The following is a 15,339-nucleotide window of genomic DNA, read 5'->3' on the forward strand; positions in this document are numbered from 1 at the left end:
ATCCCTCCGCCCGACATCGATCCAGCCTGATCCATTCGCGAGGGTGGCCGGGAGCCGGATGCCTCCCGTGCTCTCCCACAGTTGATTCTCGATCCAGACCCTCAGCGTCTTCCCATCGATGCCCAGGCCGTGGGACCATCCGGCGATGAGCGGCTCCATCTCCTCTTCAGGAACCCGCGCGTAGAAGTCCATGCTTCGTAAGCCAGCTGCGGTAGTCCCCTATTTCATAGTCTTTACACCAGAGCCACCCGAGGCGTCTCCTGGCAAGAGGGGAATGCCCAGCTCCTTGAGGAACTCGTTGTGCTTCGCGGTCATTTCCCGAATGTCCTTGTGGGCCGCGACGATCGCCTTGTGAGTCTTCGTTAGATCGATCACTTGCTCAGGCTTGGCGGTGCTGACGTAGCGAGTGATATTGAGGTTGTAGTCGTTCTCCGCAATCTCCTTCATCCCCACGCGGCGGGAGTACCGTTCCTCCTCCGTGCGGTGGGTGTAGGTGTCGATGATCTTCTGAATGTCGTCCGGTTCGCCGTTGCCACCGGTCCGCAGGCGGTTCTGGCGCTTGTCCTTGGCGTAGCCCTCGCTCGCGTTGATGAAGAGCACGTCGTCCGGCTTCTTGCACTTCTTGAGCACGAGGATGCACACAGGGATACCGGTGGAGTAGAAGAGGTTGGCGGGCAGGCCGATCACGGTGTCGATGTGGCCGTCCTTGAGCAGCTTCTCGCGGATCTTCTTTTCCTGACCGCCTCGGAAAAGCACGCCGTGCGGCAGGATGATGGCCATCACTCCGTCCTCCTTGAGGAAATGGAAGCCGTGCAGGAGGAAGGCGAAGTCGGCGGCGGATTTCGGGGCGACACCGTGGTTCTTGAAGCGCACGTCCTTCGAGGTTTCCTCTTTTGGATCCCAGCGCAACGAAAACGGCGGGTTGGCGACGACGGCATCGAACTGCGGTTTCTTCGCCGGGTTTTCTTCGCGAAACAGGTCCCACTCGTTGAGCAGGGTGTCGCCGTGATGGATCTCGAACTCCGCGTCCTTCACCCCGTGCAGCAGCATGTTCATCCGCGCGAGGTTGTAGGTGGTGATGTTCTTTTCCTGCCCGTAGATGTGGCCGATGCCGCGTGATCCCATGCGGCGGCGGATGTTCAGGAGCAACGAGCCGGAGCCACAGGCGAAGTCGAGCACCTTGTCGAGTTTGTTCCGCTTGCCGGTCTTCGGCTCCTGGCTGTCGAGGGTGACGATGGCGGAGAGGATGTCGGAAATCTGCTGCGGGGTGTAGAACTCGCCCGCCTTCTTGCCGGAGCCTGCCGCGAACTGGCCAATGAGGTACTCGTAGGCATCGCCGAGGGTGTCGCGGTCAGTGGAGAATTTCGCGAGGCCCTTGGCAATCTCGCCGATGATGCTGACGAGCTTCTTGTTACGGGCGGTGAGGTCTCTGCCGAGTTTTTCTGAAGCTAAGTTAATCTCCGAGAAAAGTCCCCGGAACGTGCGGTCAAACGACTCGTTCTCGATGTATTTGAAACCGTTCTGCAAGGTATCCAGCAGGTAGGGGCTCTGCACCCGCGCCAGCTCCGCAATGTGGCTCCAGAGGAACTCGGGCTTGATGATGTAGTGCACCTTGCTGCGCATCAGCTTCTCGAACTCCTCAACGTCGCCCGAATTCTCCTCATACCACTTCTTCAGCGGCGTGTAGCGAAGCTCGTTGTCATCGGTCTGCTCCGGGTAATCCTTCCCCAGCTCCTTCTTCACCGCATCGACGTAGTTGTCCGAAAGGTAGCGGAGGAAAAGAAAGGAAAGCATGTAGTCGCGGAAGTCGTCCGCGCTCATCGCGCCACGTAGCTGATCGGCGATGTTCCAGAGGGTTTTGCCGAGTTGGGCTTGGTCTTGCTGGGTCATGGAAAATCAGGAATTGAGAATCTCGGGGAGCTCGAACTGGAAACGCTCGACGAACTCGCGGAGGATACGGCGAAAGAGCTGTTGGTTGTCTTCGCCCATCACGGTGGGCTCGTGGATCGCGTATTTACCGTGGCTGAGGAGATTCAGGGCGCGGTTGAAAAGGGCCTGGTCTTCCTCGTTGTCGAGCACCTTGAGGCAGAAGGAAATGTCCTTGTGGCCGAAAAAGGAGGAGGTCTTCTCCATGATGCTGCGCAGGGCATTGAAGTGAAAGGTGTAGAGGGTGCCGGTGTCGGGATCGGCGGCCTTTTGCAGTTCGGCGAGACTGGCGACGTGGTGGAAGTAGGGGGTGTCCTCGGTGGCGCGAAGGGTGTAGCGACCCTCGTTGTTCGGGCGATGGAGGAAATAGCGTTTGTGCTTCACTTTCGGTTCGCCCTCTTGGCTTCTGCCGAGCTCATTACACATCACGTTGAAGAAGAGGCTGTGGTGCGAGGAGAAGACGACCTTTACAGGAGCAGGATCGTTATTTCCGTATGTCCGATAGCCGGCACGCCGGAGAAGCTTGGCAAGGTCACAGGCGACGGAGATGGCGTTGTTGTCGTCGAGCGAAGAAATCGGGTCGTCGATGTACAGATAATTCACCCATTGATAGGCAACATGCCCGTCCAGAACCCTCTCGCAAATGGCCATGAAAAGGCACCAGATGAAAATATTCTGCTCGCCCCGAGAGATCTTGATGGCATCCTGATCCTCCTTTTGGAACGAGACAATCCATTCCTCGTAATCAATATGGAATTCGAGATCCGCGTAGCGGCTGAGAAAGCCCGCGATGGTTTCGTCCAAAGCCAGATCGTCCAGCCCGTTGAAGAAGTTGGAATCCCTGTTCAGCCGCAGGTAACGAATCTCATCGTTTTCCAGATCGTTCTCCCATACGAAGAGATCCTCGGTGTAGGCATTGAAATACAGGGTGTCCCGCGCAACGCTTCGTTTGCCCGCATCCTTGAACTCCATGGATAGCCGTGTCTTCCCCGTTCGATTGTAGGCATAGAGAAGGAGGACGTCCTGCCCGCCGCCGTTCAGATCGTCCCGAAGACGGGTGACGAGATTGCGCAAATTCCGGTAGGCGCGGATGCCGCTCATGCCTTGCTCCTTTCCGGGTTAGGGAAGAGTTTTTGCATGAGGCCCCTCTTGTGCTGTTTGAGGGCGGCGATGAGGTCGGCCTCAGCGGTGATCAGGGCATCGAGCGAGCTGAGACAGTCGGCGATTTTTTGTTGTTCGGGGTGTGTGGGGCAACACACCGGCATAGACTTAAAGTCGTCCATGTTGAGCCTACCTGTTCCATGGCCAGCAGCATCTACTGCCTCGAGAATTTCTGCTTTATTCCCCAACAGAAGGAATGGCAAAAAGCTTTGATCCGCATTACCCCTCGTCCAGAGAGCTTTAACATCCTGATTGAAACTCATATCCCTCTGTAAGAAAACGATTGGAAGATCCTTAAAGAGGGTCATGCCTCTGACCAGAATCAGCACTGATGATTCGCGAGCAATCTTCGCCCCGTTCTTCACAGCTTCTTCTGATATGTGCTCCTGAGTATCAGAAAGACAAATCTCTTTCATGTCTTTCGCCGTTACCCAAGGAATATCACCATTCCAGAATGATTGATTGCTTTTCGCGGGCGTTCCTCCCGATTTGAATGTTACCAACTCTGCCCACGTTGTTTCTTCCCACTCCCCCTCAAAGCCTGGGAAGCGGAGCTTGGGGATGGTTTGGCCGGGGGCGGGGAAGAGTTGCTGAAGGAGGCCTTTTTTGTGGTCTTGGAGGGCGGCGAGCTTGGCAATGCGCGCGGCGATCAGTTCATCCAAGCTGTCCAGGCAGTCGGCGATTTTTTGTTGTTCGGGTTTGGTGGGTGGAATGGGGAGTTGAATACTGAAAAAGTCATCCGGATTGATGTTGAGCAATCCGTCGCTTCGCGCTCCGCTCGTGATGAACTTCCGCAGTTGTTTTCCGTGAGTATTGCACTCGAAGAGATTCCGGAAGTAGTGGTCAATACAGTCCTCATCCAGTTTGAAACAGATGAACGCGGTAGATGCTGCTGCCTCGTCAAACTCTTTGAGCTGGTAGATGCAGCCCTGCGCGAAGGTTTTTGAGTTTCCTTTGTTATAGACGAAGTCTCCGCGTCGAACATGGATGTAGTTCTTGTATTGTGCGCCTGCAATGCGTCGCCCGAATTTCTTGGTTTGGTCCACGAATCCGACCCCTGCGGTAATGCTCACCGGTGTCAGTTTTTTCTCGCCAACCTTCTTGCGAATTCGCGTTGAGATGCTTTTCAGAGATGTCTCGCTCCACTCCCCCTCAAACTCGGGGAACCGAAGCTCGGGCATCAACGCCTTTTTCTCTTTCGTCTTCGGCATGGTGGATCAGTGCTAGTGGGTTTCGAGGCCGGAGATGGATTGGCCGTTGGCGCGTTGTTCGAGGAGGGGGCGGAGGTCGGCCATGAGGGCGAGTTCGGCCTGGCGGCGGTCTTTCCAGCCGAGGCCGAGGGGCGCCATGAGGTCGGTGAGGCGTTCGCCATCGAAGACGAGGCGGCTGAGGATTTCGTCGGTGAAGGCTTTCAGAGCCTCGGCCGCGAGGCCGTGGGTCTGGGCGATGGTGACGAGGGCCTGCTTTTCGTGCTCGGACTTGTAGGTCTCGTAGCCTTCGAGGATTTCCTCCTTGCTGCGGTTCTGGCCGAGGTCGAGCTGGTTGATGTAGGCGGTGAGGAGTTCGCGCTGGTCGGCGAATTTGGCATCAGAGGCGATGAGAGCAACGAGCTGGGCGCGGGTCATCTTCTGCTTGCCGGGCTTCTTGCCATCGGCCTTGGCGACGAGCTCCATGATATAATCGTAGTCGATGGTGGCGGTGTGGAAGAGGACGAACTCGAAGTCGAGCTCATCAACCTCGGGCGGGGTGTCGTCGCCGCCGGTCTCGCGACCGCGTTTCAGATCGTGGGCGGTGTCGATGTATTGGCTCCTGAAGGACCGGTGGGTATCGGTGGGCAGGGTCTGCTCGATGGCGGCCTTTTGCTCGGGTGTAAGATCGGTGTATTGGTCGAGCTGGACCTTGAGGCGCTGGACCTCCTTGTAGGTCTTACAGAACTGGGCGCGGGCTTTGTCGCCCCTCAGGTTGGGCACCTGCTCGGGGGTGCAATCGAGCCCTTGGGACTCCATGAACTTTTCGAGGTTCTTCACCGCCTCTTCGAGTTGCCCGATTACGACGGGGGCGGGATCGACCAGCCAGATGTTCTTGGCTTTTTCCTCGTGCTCGCCGGAGAACATCTTGATGGCTTCATCGACGGCGGCCTGCTGCTGGCGGAAGTCGAGGATGTGCCCGTGGGGCTTGGTGTCGTTGAGCACGCGGTTGGTGCGTGAGAAAGCCTGGATGAGGCCGTGGTGGCGGAGATTCTTGTCGACGTAGAGAGTGTTGAGGAACTTCGAGTCGAAGCCGGTGAGGAGCATGTCGACGACGATGGTGATGTCGATCTTGTGCGCCTTGGCCTTCGGCTCGGCCTTACGCAGGTCGGCGAGGGGGAAGCGCTGGGCCTTGATGCGGTCCTGCACGTCCTGGTAATACTCGTCGAATTTGCTGACGGTGTGGTTGGTGCCGAAGCGGCTGTTGTAGTCGGCAATAATGGCCTCGAGGGCGGCTTTCTTGCCGTCGGGGTCGGTCTTGTTGTCCTCCTGCTCCTGGGGCAGGTCCTCGGCGATGGGTTCGGCGGGCGGTGAGAAAACGCAGGCGATGTTCAGCGGGCGGAAATCGGGATCGGCGGCGGCGCGTTCCTGCTGGATCTCGGTGAAGAGCTGGTGGTAGGCGATGGCGTCGTTGATCGAGGCGGTGGCGAAGAGGGCGTTGAACTTGCGCTGCCCGGTGGTCGGGTCGTGGCGGTTGAGGATTTCCTCGACGATGGCGCGCTTGGGGAACGGCGGCTTGGGCGTCTTCTTCCCCTTCTCCTTCTCGGGAGCGAAGTAGTCGACCTTGAAGCGGAGCACGTTCTGGTCGTCGATGGCGTGGGTGATGGTGTATTTGTGCAGCTCCTGCTGGAAGATATCCTCGGTGGTCTTGTAGGTCGCTAGGGCACCTGCCTCCTCGTGGTTGATCTGCTTGGCGGTCGAGTTTTTCTCGAAGATGGGCGTGCCGGTGAAACCGAAGAGCTGAGCCTTGGGGAAGAACCTCTTAATTGCCTGATGGCTCTCGCCGAACTGCGAGCGGTGGCATTCGTCAAAGATAATGGCGACGCGCTGGTCGGCCAAGGGGGCGAGCTGTTCCTTGTAGGTTTGTTTGCCCTGTCCCTTGCGGTTGGTGTTGCGCTTGGAGTTCTCGTCGAGGGCGAGGCCGAGCTTCTGGATGGTGGTGACGATGACCTTGTCGGCGTAGTCGTCGGAGAGCAGCCGGCGGACGAGGGAGTAGGTATTGGCGTTTTCCTCGACGCAGCCTTCCTGGAACTTGTTGAACTCCTCGCGGGTCTGGCGGTCGAGGTCTTTCCTATCGACGACGAAGAGGCATTTCTGGATGTCGGGGTTGTCCTTGAGCAGGGTGGATGCCTTGAAGGAGGTGAGGGTTTTCCCCGATCCGGTGGTGTGCCAGATGTAGCCGTTGCCGCTGTTCTGGTGGATGCAGTCGACGATGTCCTTGACGGCGTAGATCTGGTAGGGGCGCATCATAAGCAGCTTGCGCTCGGTGGCGACGAGCACCATGTAGCGGCTGATGATGTGGCCGAGGTGGCACTTTTGCAGGAAGGTGTCGGCGAACTGCTCGAGGCCGGTGATCTTGTTGTTGCGGCGGGTGGCCCACTGGTAGACGGGCAGGAAGCGCTCGTCGGCATCGAAGGCGAAATGCTCGTTGTTGTTGTTGGCGAAGTAGTGGGTCTTGCTGCGGTTGCTGACGATGAAGAGCTGGACGAATGACAGCAGGGTGTTGGTGTAGCCGTTTCCGGGATCGGACTTGTAGTCGACGATCTGCTGCATCGCGCGGCGTGGGGTGACCTCCAGGGTCTTCAGCTCGATCTGGACGCAGGGAATACCGTTGATGAGGAGATGGACGTCGTAGCGATGGTGGCTGGTATCGTGGTTGATGCGCAGCTGGTTGACGACCTCGAAGTCGTTTTTGCACCAGTCGCGAATGTTCACGAGGGTGAAGTTGAGCGGTGTGCCGTCGTCGCGCTGGAAGTCGTTGATCTGACGCAGGGTCTGGGCGGACTGGTAGACGTCGGCATCAGTGATTTGTTCGAGCAGTCGGGAGAACTCGGTGTCGGTGAGTTTGACGGCGTGGAGGCGCTCAAATTTCTCGCGGAAATTGGCTTCGAGGGCGGCTCGGTCCCGAATGTCGGGGCGGTAGGTGTATTTAAGATTGGTGAGCTTCTGGATGAGGTCGTCCTCAACATCGCCTTCCTTCAGGAATGACGGAGGATCCGGAGGGAAGTCGTACTTGGATATGGCGTTCCGCTTGCGGGCTGGCACGGGTGGAAATTAGAAAATTCCAGCCGTTCTTGGCAAGGCTGTGGGATGTTCTCTTGCGATGGCTGACTCATCGTCAGTGCGAGTCTCCGCCCTCAAGCTGAATCACGCTTGGTCGTGCGGCTGGATTCTCGCCATGAGACCCGGCCGAAGGTCGCGTGGCGAAAACGCGGTCCAGGCCGCACGGGATCGAATTGCTCTCCCCAAAAGCCACAGTTCGGGATCCAGATCGGCCCTTTGGCATCCAGAAGCTCCGTATCAGGGCTTTCGAAGGGCGTGTCTGAGTGCCGAAACGCCCTTTCGGGATCAAGATTCGCCGGAACGGGCACCAGAAACGGCACTTTCGGACTCAAATAACTCGTTTCTGGATGAACTGCTCCGGCTTTTGGGTTCCGAAAATGGAATCCCGGACACCGAAAGCCGGTTTCCGGATTCCGAAACGGTTCATCGGGTGATGAAAAGGCCGGATATCACGGAAGTCATGAGGTCCTGACACGAGGCTTTGGCGACGGAGAACACGATTTTTCCGGCATGGATCTGGGTCGACCATGGGCCTCATCAGGGTCGCATTATGACACACATCACATACCTCGACCGGCGGTCGACCGACCCATGAAACCACCTTCAACTTCATTCATTTCATCACAATTCCTACTATTTCAGTGGTTTACGAAGGTTATATTTCCTTAAATACTGTCTATTCCGACATGAAGGCATGGGCGCCGTGGCATGACTCTGGAATCATGGTGACGATGGAAGGACGCACATCGGCATCCGGAAATCATCGACCAAAACACAGACACAACAACGCATGAATACGTCAAGACAACGCGTGAACGTGGGCTTTGCCCAGGCATCCGACCACGTCCTCGAAGCCCGCACCCATGATGTGCTGGTGAACCTGTATGGGAACGCCGCCTTCGCCACCCCACCGGTGGCGGAAGCGGATCTGAGGGAAGCCTTGACCGCCTTCAGCACGGCGATGGCGGACATGGCCCAGGGCGGCACGGCCAACACGGCGGTGAAGAATGAGAAGAGGCAGACGCTGATCGGTCTGATGCGGACGCTGGCGGGTTACGTGCAGGACACCGCGAACAACAACCTGGCGGTGATCCTATCCAGCGGGTTTGAGGCGGTGAGCAAGAACCGGGCCTCGGAAACGCTGGCCGCCCCGGTGATCCTGGCGGTGCAGCCGGCAGGCGGGGGCCGCTTCAAGGTGAACCTGGAGCGGGTGACGAACGCCAAGAGCTACCAGATCGACGTGGCGATCCTGGGCGAAGACGGGGCACCCGGCGACTACAGACTGGGCGCGCTCTCGACCCGCGCCCGCGGCGCGGAAGTGGGCGGCCTGATCCCCGGCAAGCGCTACTCCCTGCAGGCCCGCGCGATCGGCGGTGCCACCGGCTCCTCCGATTGGAGCCTGCCGGTGACCCAGTGGAGCATGTGAGGAAGCCGCCGAGAAGCCATCGACTTCCCGTCGCATCAAAAAGCCGCTGCCCGTCGTGGGTCGCGGCTTTTTTCGAGATGGTAGATGGTAGATGGTAGATGGTAGATGGGAGATGGTAGATGGGAGATGGGAGATGGGAGATGGGAGATGGGAGATGGTAGATGGAGATGGAGATGGGAGATCGTGGATCGTGGATCGTGGATCGGGGATCGGGGATCTCAGCCCGGGCTTTCCGAGTGCTCCGGGAGCCTTTCCGAGCACTCCGGAAGGCTATCCAAGTGCTCCGACAGGCTTTCCAAGTGCTCCGGAAGGCTTTCCAAGTGCTCCGGAAGGCTTTCCAAGTGCTCCGACAGGCTTTCCAAGTGCTCCGGCGGGCTTTCCGAGGGCTCCGGCAGCCTTTCCGAGGGCTCCGGCAGCCTTTCCGAGGGCTCCGGCGGGCTTTCCGAGGGCTCCGGCGGGCTTTCCGAGGGCTCCGGCAGGCTTTCCGAGGGGTCCGGCGGGTTTTCCGAGGACTCCGGCGGGCTTTCCGAGGGCTCCGGCGGGGAGATCAGGAAGTCGGGCAGGGAGATGGCGCGCGGGGGGATGATGGCATCGGCCACCGCGGAGGCCGCGGCGGAGGACAGGTGCGCGAGAAATCGGGAGGTGGGGATGCACGGAAAACCGCACGGGGGGATTCACTCTCGAACGAGAGATACCGGGGAGAGAACGAGAAACTGCATATATCCCCTGAATTCCACTTCGTGCTGCGGAGATGGGCCTTCGTCGTTGGTTCGATGATCCACGACCATGCATCTTGAAGCACTGGGCTCGGCCGGCCTCGCTGGCGGTCTCCCGGGGAGCGGGGAGCGGGGAGCGGGGAGCAGGGAGCAGGGAGCAGGGAGCAGGGAGCAGGGAGCAGGGAGCAAAGCACCAAGCACGACCGTGGCGGGCGTTCGAGCTTGTTCGTAGGAGGCAAAATGGGGCGGGCTCGCAGGGCCGGCGGCCATAGGCACGCCGCTCCTTTATCGATCACGGACCAAGGACTTGCCCTCGCTGTGCTCACGCCATGCCGATTTGGCTTCGCATGGGGAGAGGGTTGCTATCGCTCTCCAGGTTTGGCCCTTTTCGCCGATTTCGTGGTTCCCCACTCCCGCCGTCCTTCGTGCCTCCCTGGATCCCCGCCACACGTTTCCATTTCCCAGCATGCGTGTGAAGGCCCGCCATTTACCACAAGGGTGGCCGACACGACTCGAGCCGTCATGGCATGGCGGAGAAATTTGAAAAAACCCGCCTTGACCGGGGAATAAAGGCCGTTTATTTAGGAATTCCGAACTTTTCGACCACCCTTATGAAAATCGTTTTGCTTTTCGCCTTTTTGATCGGAAGTCTTTCGGCCGCGCCGATGAGCTTCATGGAACGCCGTTTCTTACGTTTTGACGTCAATAATGACGGCAAACTGGACTCCATCGAATGGCTGCAGACGCAGCCGGCTTCATCCTCGCTGGTGCAGGCGCAGTTCCGCTTCAACTACGCGGACGCCGACGAGAACGGCGGCGTCGACCGGGTGGAATACCTGGCCTCGCGCGGCGGGCGCATGGGCGGCCGCCCCTCGAAGCAGGAGACCTTCGACCTGGCGGACGTGGATGAGGACAACCACCTGGACCCGGAGGAGTACGCCACCACCGTGGGCCAGAACCAGTCGTGGCAGCGCCTGCTCCGCACCTTCGACCGCCTGGACCGCGATGATGACTCGCTGCTGAGCGAGTATGAATTCGGGATCCGGATCCGGCCTGTCTTCGGCGGATTCTATGGCTGGGCTTTCTTCCAGCGGCCCGGCGTCTGGGCATTGTAAAAGGCACGCCTGGTCCGTCATCGACGTGCGGCCTGCATGAAGGGACCGGCGGCGGAAGCTGATGAGGAGGCACGTGAAGGGTTCGCCCTCAGGGGCTTGCGTTCGGATCGGCCGGGCTGGACCGGGGATTGCGAGGGTCGGTGGAGAACAGGCACTGCCTCAACCACTACCGATCCCATGAAACTCAAACATGCCATTCTGACCCTCGCCGCCACCGGCGCAGCCCTCGCTTTTTCCAGCTGTGTGGATCCCTACTATGGAGCCGCCGGCGCGACGACCTACCAGCCGGGCTATGTGATCAATACCCTGCCTTCCGGCTACAACACGGTCGATATCGGCGGCACCACCTACTACCGCCACAACAACACCTACTACCGCCCCCGGGGCAATCGCTACGTGGTGGTGGAAGCTCCGAACCGCGGCGGACGCGGACACGATCACCATTACGGCCCCGACGGGGATCGCGACCACGACGGCATCGACAACTGGCACGACCGCCGCGACAACCGCCACCGCGGCAACAACTACGTGCAGACGCTGCCCCGCGGCTACCGCGTGATCAATCGTGGCGGCACGCGCTACTACGTGGCGAACGACACCTACTATGTGCCTCGCGACAACGGCTACGTGATCGTCGCCAATCCTTTCTAATCCCTTTTGCATGGTAGGCAGATGAACCGGCGGCCGGCCCCATCGACGGGGCCGGCCGTTTCGTTTCTTTCGTTTCCGGCCTCGCGGAGGCTTTCGAAGCAAGGACTGGCAAGATGGCGGGAAGCGCGCCATGGTGCGGCACCCCGACGGCCGATCCGATGTTCTTTCCCATCAGCGATGACGACAGCACCCTGGTCCGCCCGGCGTGGGTGACGATCTTCGTGCTGGCGGCAAACGTCGCCCTTTTTCTGCTGCAGTACCTCCACCCGGCGTTCTCCTACGGCTTCGCGGCGGTGCCCGCGGAAATCACGACCGGCAAGGACCTGGTCGGGACGGTCACGGCCACGCTCGGCGGGCAGGAGGTGGCGATCCGGCACGCGGCCGGGCCGGTGCCGATCCAGCTGACGGTGCTCAGCGCGATGTTCATGCACGGAGGCTGGCTGCACCTCGGAGGGAACATGCTTTATCTGTGGATCTTCGGCGACAACGTGGAGCACCGCTTCGGCGCGGTGCGTTTCCTGATCTTCTATCTGGTGAGCGGGATCGCGGCGACCTTCGCCCAGATCGCGGTGGATCCGGACAGCATCATCCCCACGCTGGGGGCCTCCGGTGCGATCTCCGGGGTGCTCGGCGCCTACATGGTGCTGTTTCCGACCAACCGGGTGCACTGCCTGCTGTTCTTCCGCATGGTCTCGCTGCCGGCGGTGCTGGTGCTGGGTCTGTGGATCCTGCTGCAGTTCGCGAACGGTGGCGGCCAGATCATGGCCTCCGAGCAGACCGGGGGCGTGGCCTATGCCGCGCACATCGGCGGCTTCTTCGCCGGGCTGATCGCGGGTGCGCTCTCGAGGCTGGGCATGGATCATGAGCCGGACACCGCCTTTCGCAGGATCGCGAAACGGGACGATGATCTCGTTTCCCGCTACCCCCGGCGGCGGTGAGCTCAGCCCTCGCGGGCGATCCAGCTGTAGAGCATGACCCACATGGAGAGCGCCAGCGAGAACATGGGGATCTGGACCGGCTCCGGCAGGGTGTAGATGACGCAGACGATGGGGATCCACACGCCCCAGTTGGCGATCAGGGCCGGCAGCATCTTCTCGCGAAAAAAGCCGAGCGTGAACGCCCGCTCCGGCCAGCGGTAGCCGCGGTTTTTCCAGCCGTAGAGCCAGACGGTGACCGGGTTCGCATAGAAGGGCGTGAACAGGAACTGATCGACCAGCACCTGCGGGATCACGACGGAGGGCTTCGCCTCATCGCCGAACATCAGGGCCTGGCCGCGGTAAAAGAAATCGACCGCGATGCCCATGACGGCCCAGAAGGGAATCGCGAACCCCAGCTCGGAGAGGTTCGAGCGGCGGAGGCGTCCTTTCTGGAAAACGAAGATGCGCAGCAGCTCGGGCAACACGCCGCCGGCGACGGCGCCGGAGAGGCCGCTGTAGATCCAGCCCCACCGGACCTTGGTTTCGGCCAGGTGCCCGAGCGCCTCGCGGAAAGTCGGGTAAACGTCGTAGCTGACCAGCAGGCCGACCATGGTGAGCTGGACGACCAGGCCGGGCACGAGGTTCGCCCGGGCCGCCCGCACGCCCGCCTTCCACGGGGCTTCTCTCACGGCGGCGGGCGGCATCTCGTTCACGCGCCGGAACGAGCCACCGACCGGTCCGGCTGCCAAGCGGAAATCGGGTCGCCGGAAAGCGAAGTGGGTCCTACCCCTGCGCCCGCTTCGTTTTAAAAACCCGCAGCAGGAAAATGAGGCTGGGGAAAATGAAGGCGCTGCCGACGAGCAGGGCGAGCACCAGCTGGCGCTGGGTCGCGGGCGGGGCGGCCTCGGCATAGAAACTCATCGGGCCCTCGGCGGTGATGGCGGCATTCGGCGCGTAGAGCAGCCACCAGCCGAGCAGGATCAGGACGACCTGGCCGGAAGCAACCACGCGGGCCAGCACCGCGCGGCGGCGGGCGACGAAGCTCCACAGCAGCACGAACAGCAAGGTGGCCAGCCCCATGGCAGCCATCGCCCACGGATGGCCGAGGAACATCCGCGCGAGGCTCGGCTCCTCGCCCAGCGAGCTGAGGAACACCAGGCCGCCGGTGACGATGACCCCGGCATTGAAAGCCGCGCCGCGCCGGCGGAAACGCTGCCGCAGCTCCGGGGTCTCCGTTTCCCCGATGAGAAACACGCAGGCGAGGAAGGCGAAGATGCAGGCCACGAACAGGCCGACCGCCAGCGGATACCAGCCCCACCATGGAGCCACGTAGGCGGCCCACGGATCGGTGGCTTCGGGTTCGATCAGGCCGCGGTTCAGGCTGGCGGCGATGATCCCCAGCCACACCGCGCTCCACAGGCTGGAGAGCCCGAAAAGCCAGGTGTAGGCACCCTGGCTGCGGGGCGTCTGGATCGAATCGTAGTGGCGGAAGGTGAACATGGTGCCGCGCACGACCACGCCCACCAGCAGCGCGAGCATGGGCAGGTGCAGGGAAATCATCAGCACGCTGAAGATCCGCGGGAAGCCCATGAACAGGATCACCACGATCAGGATCAGCCAGATGTGGTTGGCCTCCCACACCGGGCCCATGGCGCGGTTGATGACCTTCTTTTGCCGCTCGCGGTAGTCGCGGGCCGGCAGCAGCTCCATGATCCCCGCGCCAAAGTCCGAGCCGCCGAGCAGGATGTAGAGCAGCAGTGAGGCGGCAATGAAGAAGATGAGGATGTCGATCATGGCGAGCCCTCCTCCACCTGGCGTTGGGTGACCCGGATCTGCCGGCCGAACAGCCACACGGTGACTCCCGCCAGCCCGAGATAGAGCACGAGGAACAGCAGGAAATGCCAGACCATCCCCGGCACTGGCGTGACGCCCTCACTGGTACGAAGGACCTCGTAGATGATCCACGGCTGGCGGCCGACCTCCGTCACCACCCAGCCGGCCTCGATCGCCAGCATGCCGAGCGGCGTCGAGCCCGCCAGCGCCCACAGGAACCAGCGGGGAAACGACCGCTTTTTCAGAAACCAGAAATACAGCAGTCCGAGCAGCGCCATCAGCATGCCCAGCCCGACCATCACCTGGAAGGCCACGTGGACGATCAGAACGGGCGGCCAGTCCTCCTCGGGATATTGGTCGAGACCGATGACCTCCGCCGAGGGATCGAGGTGGGCGAGGATGCTCAGCGCGCCGGGGATCTCGATGCCCCAGTCCATGGTCCGCGTTTCCTCATCGGGAATGCCGCCGAGCGTGAGCGGTGCGTAAGTCTGCGTCTCGAACAGGCCCTCGATCGCCGCCAGCTTCGCCGGCTGCAGCTTGGCCACCTGCTCGCCGGAGAAGTGGCCGACCATCGGCTGCACGATTGCCGCCGCGGCGCCGAAGAGCATGGCGATCTTCATCGCCTTCAGGTTCAGCTCCCGCGCCCGGCCACGGAGATAGAGAAAAGCATGCACGCCGCCGACGGCAAATCCGACCGCCTGCACGGCCGCCACCTGCATGTGGATGCTCTGGTGCAGCCAGGCGTCGTTGAACATCGCCGCGACGGGATCGACGTTCTCGGCCTTCCCGTCCACCCAGTCGAAGCCCGCGGGCGAGTTCATCCACGAATTTGCCGCCACCACGAAGATCCCCGAGAGAAAGCCGGAAATCCCGACCCCGAGGCCGGTTCCCCAGTGGACCCAGGGTTTCATGCGATCCCAGCCGTAGAGGAACAGCCCGATCATCACCGCCTCAACGAAGAACGCCGTGCCCTCCCAGGAAAACGGCATGCCGATGATCGGCCCCGCGTGTTCCATGAACTCCGGCCACAGCAGGCCCAGCTCGAAGGACAGCACCGTGCCGGAGACCGCGCCGACCGCGAACAGGATCGCCACGCCGCGCATCCACATCTTCGTCAGCTCGAGGTAGGGCCCCGCGCGGCCCTTCAGGTGCAGGTAGTGCGCGGCGCACATCAGGAAAGGCATGACCATGCCGATGGCCGCGAAAATGATGTGGAACCCCAGTGAAAAGGCCATCGTCGACCGCGCGGCGGTGAGGTTGTCCATGGCGCGAGATTAGGATCGG

13 protein-coding genes are annotated in these 15,339 nt (G+C 61.0%); 4 read left to right on the top strand and 9 right to left on the bottom strand.

Going from position 1 to position 15,339, the window contains the following annotated elements; translation table 11 throughout:
- The 5 genes from ABXH26_RS17345 to ABXH26_RS17365 all read right to left on the bottom strand — a co-directional run.
- Nucleotides 1–192, bottom strand: a 192-nt coding sequence (locus tag ABXH26_RS17345; protein WP_353568364.1) for a hypothetical protein, incomplete at its 3' end; no start/stop codon positions are given.
- Nucleotides 193–219: 27 nt separating this feature from the next.
- On the bottom strand, nucleotides 220–1,890 hold the full coding sequence (locus ABXH26_RS17350; RefSeq protein WP_353568365.1) for a type I restriction-modification system subunit M: 1,671 nt from the start codon (nucleotides 1,888–1,890) through the stop codon (nucleotides 220–222).
- 6 nt (nucleotides 1,891–1,896) lie between these two features.
- Complete coding sequence (locus tag ABXH26_RS17355) at nucleotides 1,897–3,027, bottom strand: AAA family ATPase (protein ID WP_353568366.1); 1,131 nt, start codon at nucleotides 3,025–3,027, stop codon at nucleotides 1,897–1,899.
- Nucleotides 3,024–4,298 carry a restriction endonuclease subunit S gene (locus tag ABXH26_RS17360; RefSeq protein WP_353568367.1) on the bottom strand — a complete coding sequence of 425 codons (1,275 nt, stop codon included), beginning with the start codon at nucleotides 4,296–4,298 and terminating at the stop codon, nucleotides 3,024–3,026. Before ABXH26_RS17360 ends, ABXH26_RS17355 begins: the two co-directional genes overlap by 4 nt.
- Nucleotides 4,299–4,310: 12 nt before the next feature.
- The gene (locus tag ABXH26_RS17365; RefSeq protein ID WP_353568410.1) at nucleotides 4,311–7,316 is read right to left on the bottom strand and encodes a type I restriction endonuclease subunit R; all 3,006 of its coding nucleotides are present in this window, start codon (nucleotides 7,314–7,316) and stop codon (nucleotides 4,311–4,313) included.
- An 871-nt stretch (nucleotides 7,317–8,187) separates the two neighbouring features.
- Here ABXH26_RS17365 and ABXH26_RS17370 point away from each other — a divergent pair.
- Entirely contained in the window at nucleotides 8,188–8,823 is a 636-nt protein-coding gene (locus ABXH26_RS17370; protein WP_353568368.1) for a hypothetical protein, read from the top strand.
- A 218-nt stretch (nucleotides 8,824–9,041) separates the two neighbouring features.
- On the opposite strand, the gene ABXH26_RS17375 is transcribed toward ABXH26_RS17370, so the two are convergent.
- Nucleotides 9,042–9,422, bottom strand: a complete 381-nt coding sequence (locus tag ABXH26_RS17375; RefSeq protein WP_353568369.1) for a hypothetical protein — start codon at nucleotides 9,420–9,422, stop codon at nucleotides 9,042–9,044.
- A 644-nt stretch (nucleotides 9,423–10,066) separates the two neighbouring features.
- Here ABXH26_RS17375 and ABXH26_RS17380 point away from each other — a divergent pair.
- The 3 genes from ABXH26_RS17380 (at nucleotide 10,067) to ABXH26_RS17390 (ending at nucleotide 12,243) form a co-directional block, all read left to right on the top strand.
- Nucleotides 10,067–10,654, top strand: coding sequence for an EF-hand domain-containing protein (locus ABXH26_RS17380; protein ID WP_353568370.1), 588 nt, complete (start codon nucleotides 10,067–10,069; stop codon nucleotides 10,652–10,654).
- A 177-nt stretch (nucleotides 10,655–10,831) separates the two neighbouring features.
- The gene (locus tag ABXH26_RS17385) at nucleotides 10,832–11,305 is read left to right on the top strand and encodes a DUF6515 family protein (protein ID WP_353568371.1); all 474 of its coding nucleotides are present in this window, start codon (nucleotides 10,832–10,834) and stop codon (nucleotides 11,303–11,305) included.
- 158 nt (nucleotides 11,306–11,463) lie between these two features.
- Nucleotides 11,464–12,243 carry a rhomboid family intramembrane serine protease gene (locus ABXH26_RS17390; RefSeq protein WP_353568372.1) on the top strand — a complete coding sequence of 260 codons (780 nt, stop codon included), beginning with the start codon at nucleotides 11,464–11,466 and terminating at the stop codon, nucleotides 12,241–12,243.
- Between the two features lie 2 nt (nucleotides 12,244–12,245).
- On the opposite strand, the gene ABXH26_RS17395 is transcribed toward ABXH26_RS17390, so the two are convergent.
- The 3 genes from ABXH26_RS17395 to ABXH26_RS17405 form a co-directional block, all read right to left on the bottom strand.
- The gene (locus ABXH26_RS17395) at nucleotides 12,246–12,935 is read right to left on the bottom strand and encodes a hypothetical protein (protein WP_353568373.1); all 690 of its coding nucleotides are present in this window, start codon (nucleotides 12,933–12,935) and stop codon (nucleotides 12,246–12,248) included.
- 70 nt (nucleotides 12,936–13,005) lie between these two features.
- Complete coding sequence (locus ABXH26_RS17400) at nucleotides 13,006–14,016, bottom strand: cytochrome d ubiquinol oxidase subunit II (RefSeq protein ID WP_353568374.1); 1,011 nt, start codon at nucleotides 14,014–14,016, stop codon at nucleotides 13,006–13,008.
- A complete protein-coding gene (locus ABXH26_RS17405) occupies nucleotides 14,013–15,320 on the bottom strand; it encodes a cytochrome ubiquinol oxidase subunit I (RefSeq protein WP_353568375.1) in 1,308 nt (435 codons plus the stop codon). The genes ABXH26_RS17400 and ABXH26_RS17405 overlap by 4 nt, the downstream gene beginning before the upstream one ends.
- Nucleotides 15,321–15,339: the final 19 nt, after the last annotated feature.

This window comes from Haloferula sargassicola (assembly GCF_040362925.1).
GTDB lineage: Bacteria > Verrucomicrobiota > Verrucomicrobiia > Verrucomicrobiales > Akkermansiaceae > Haloferula > Haloferula sargassicola.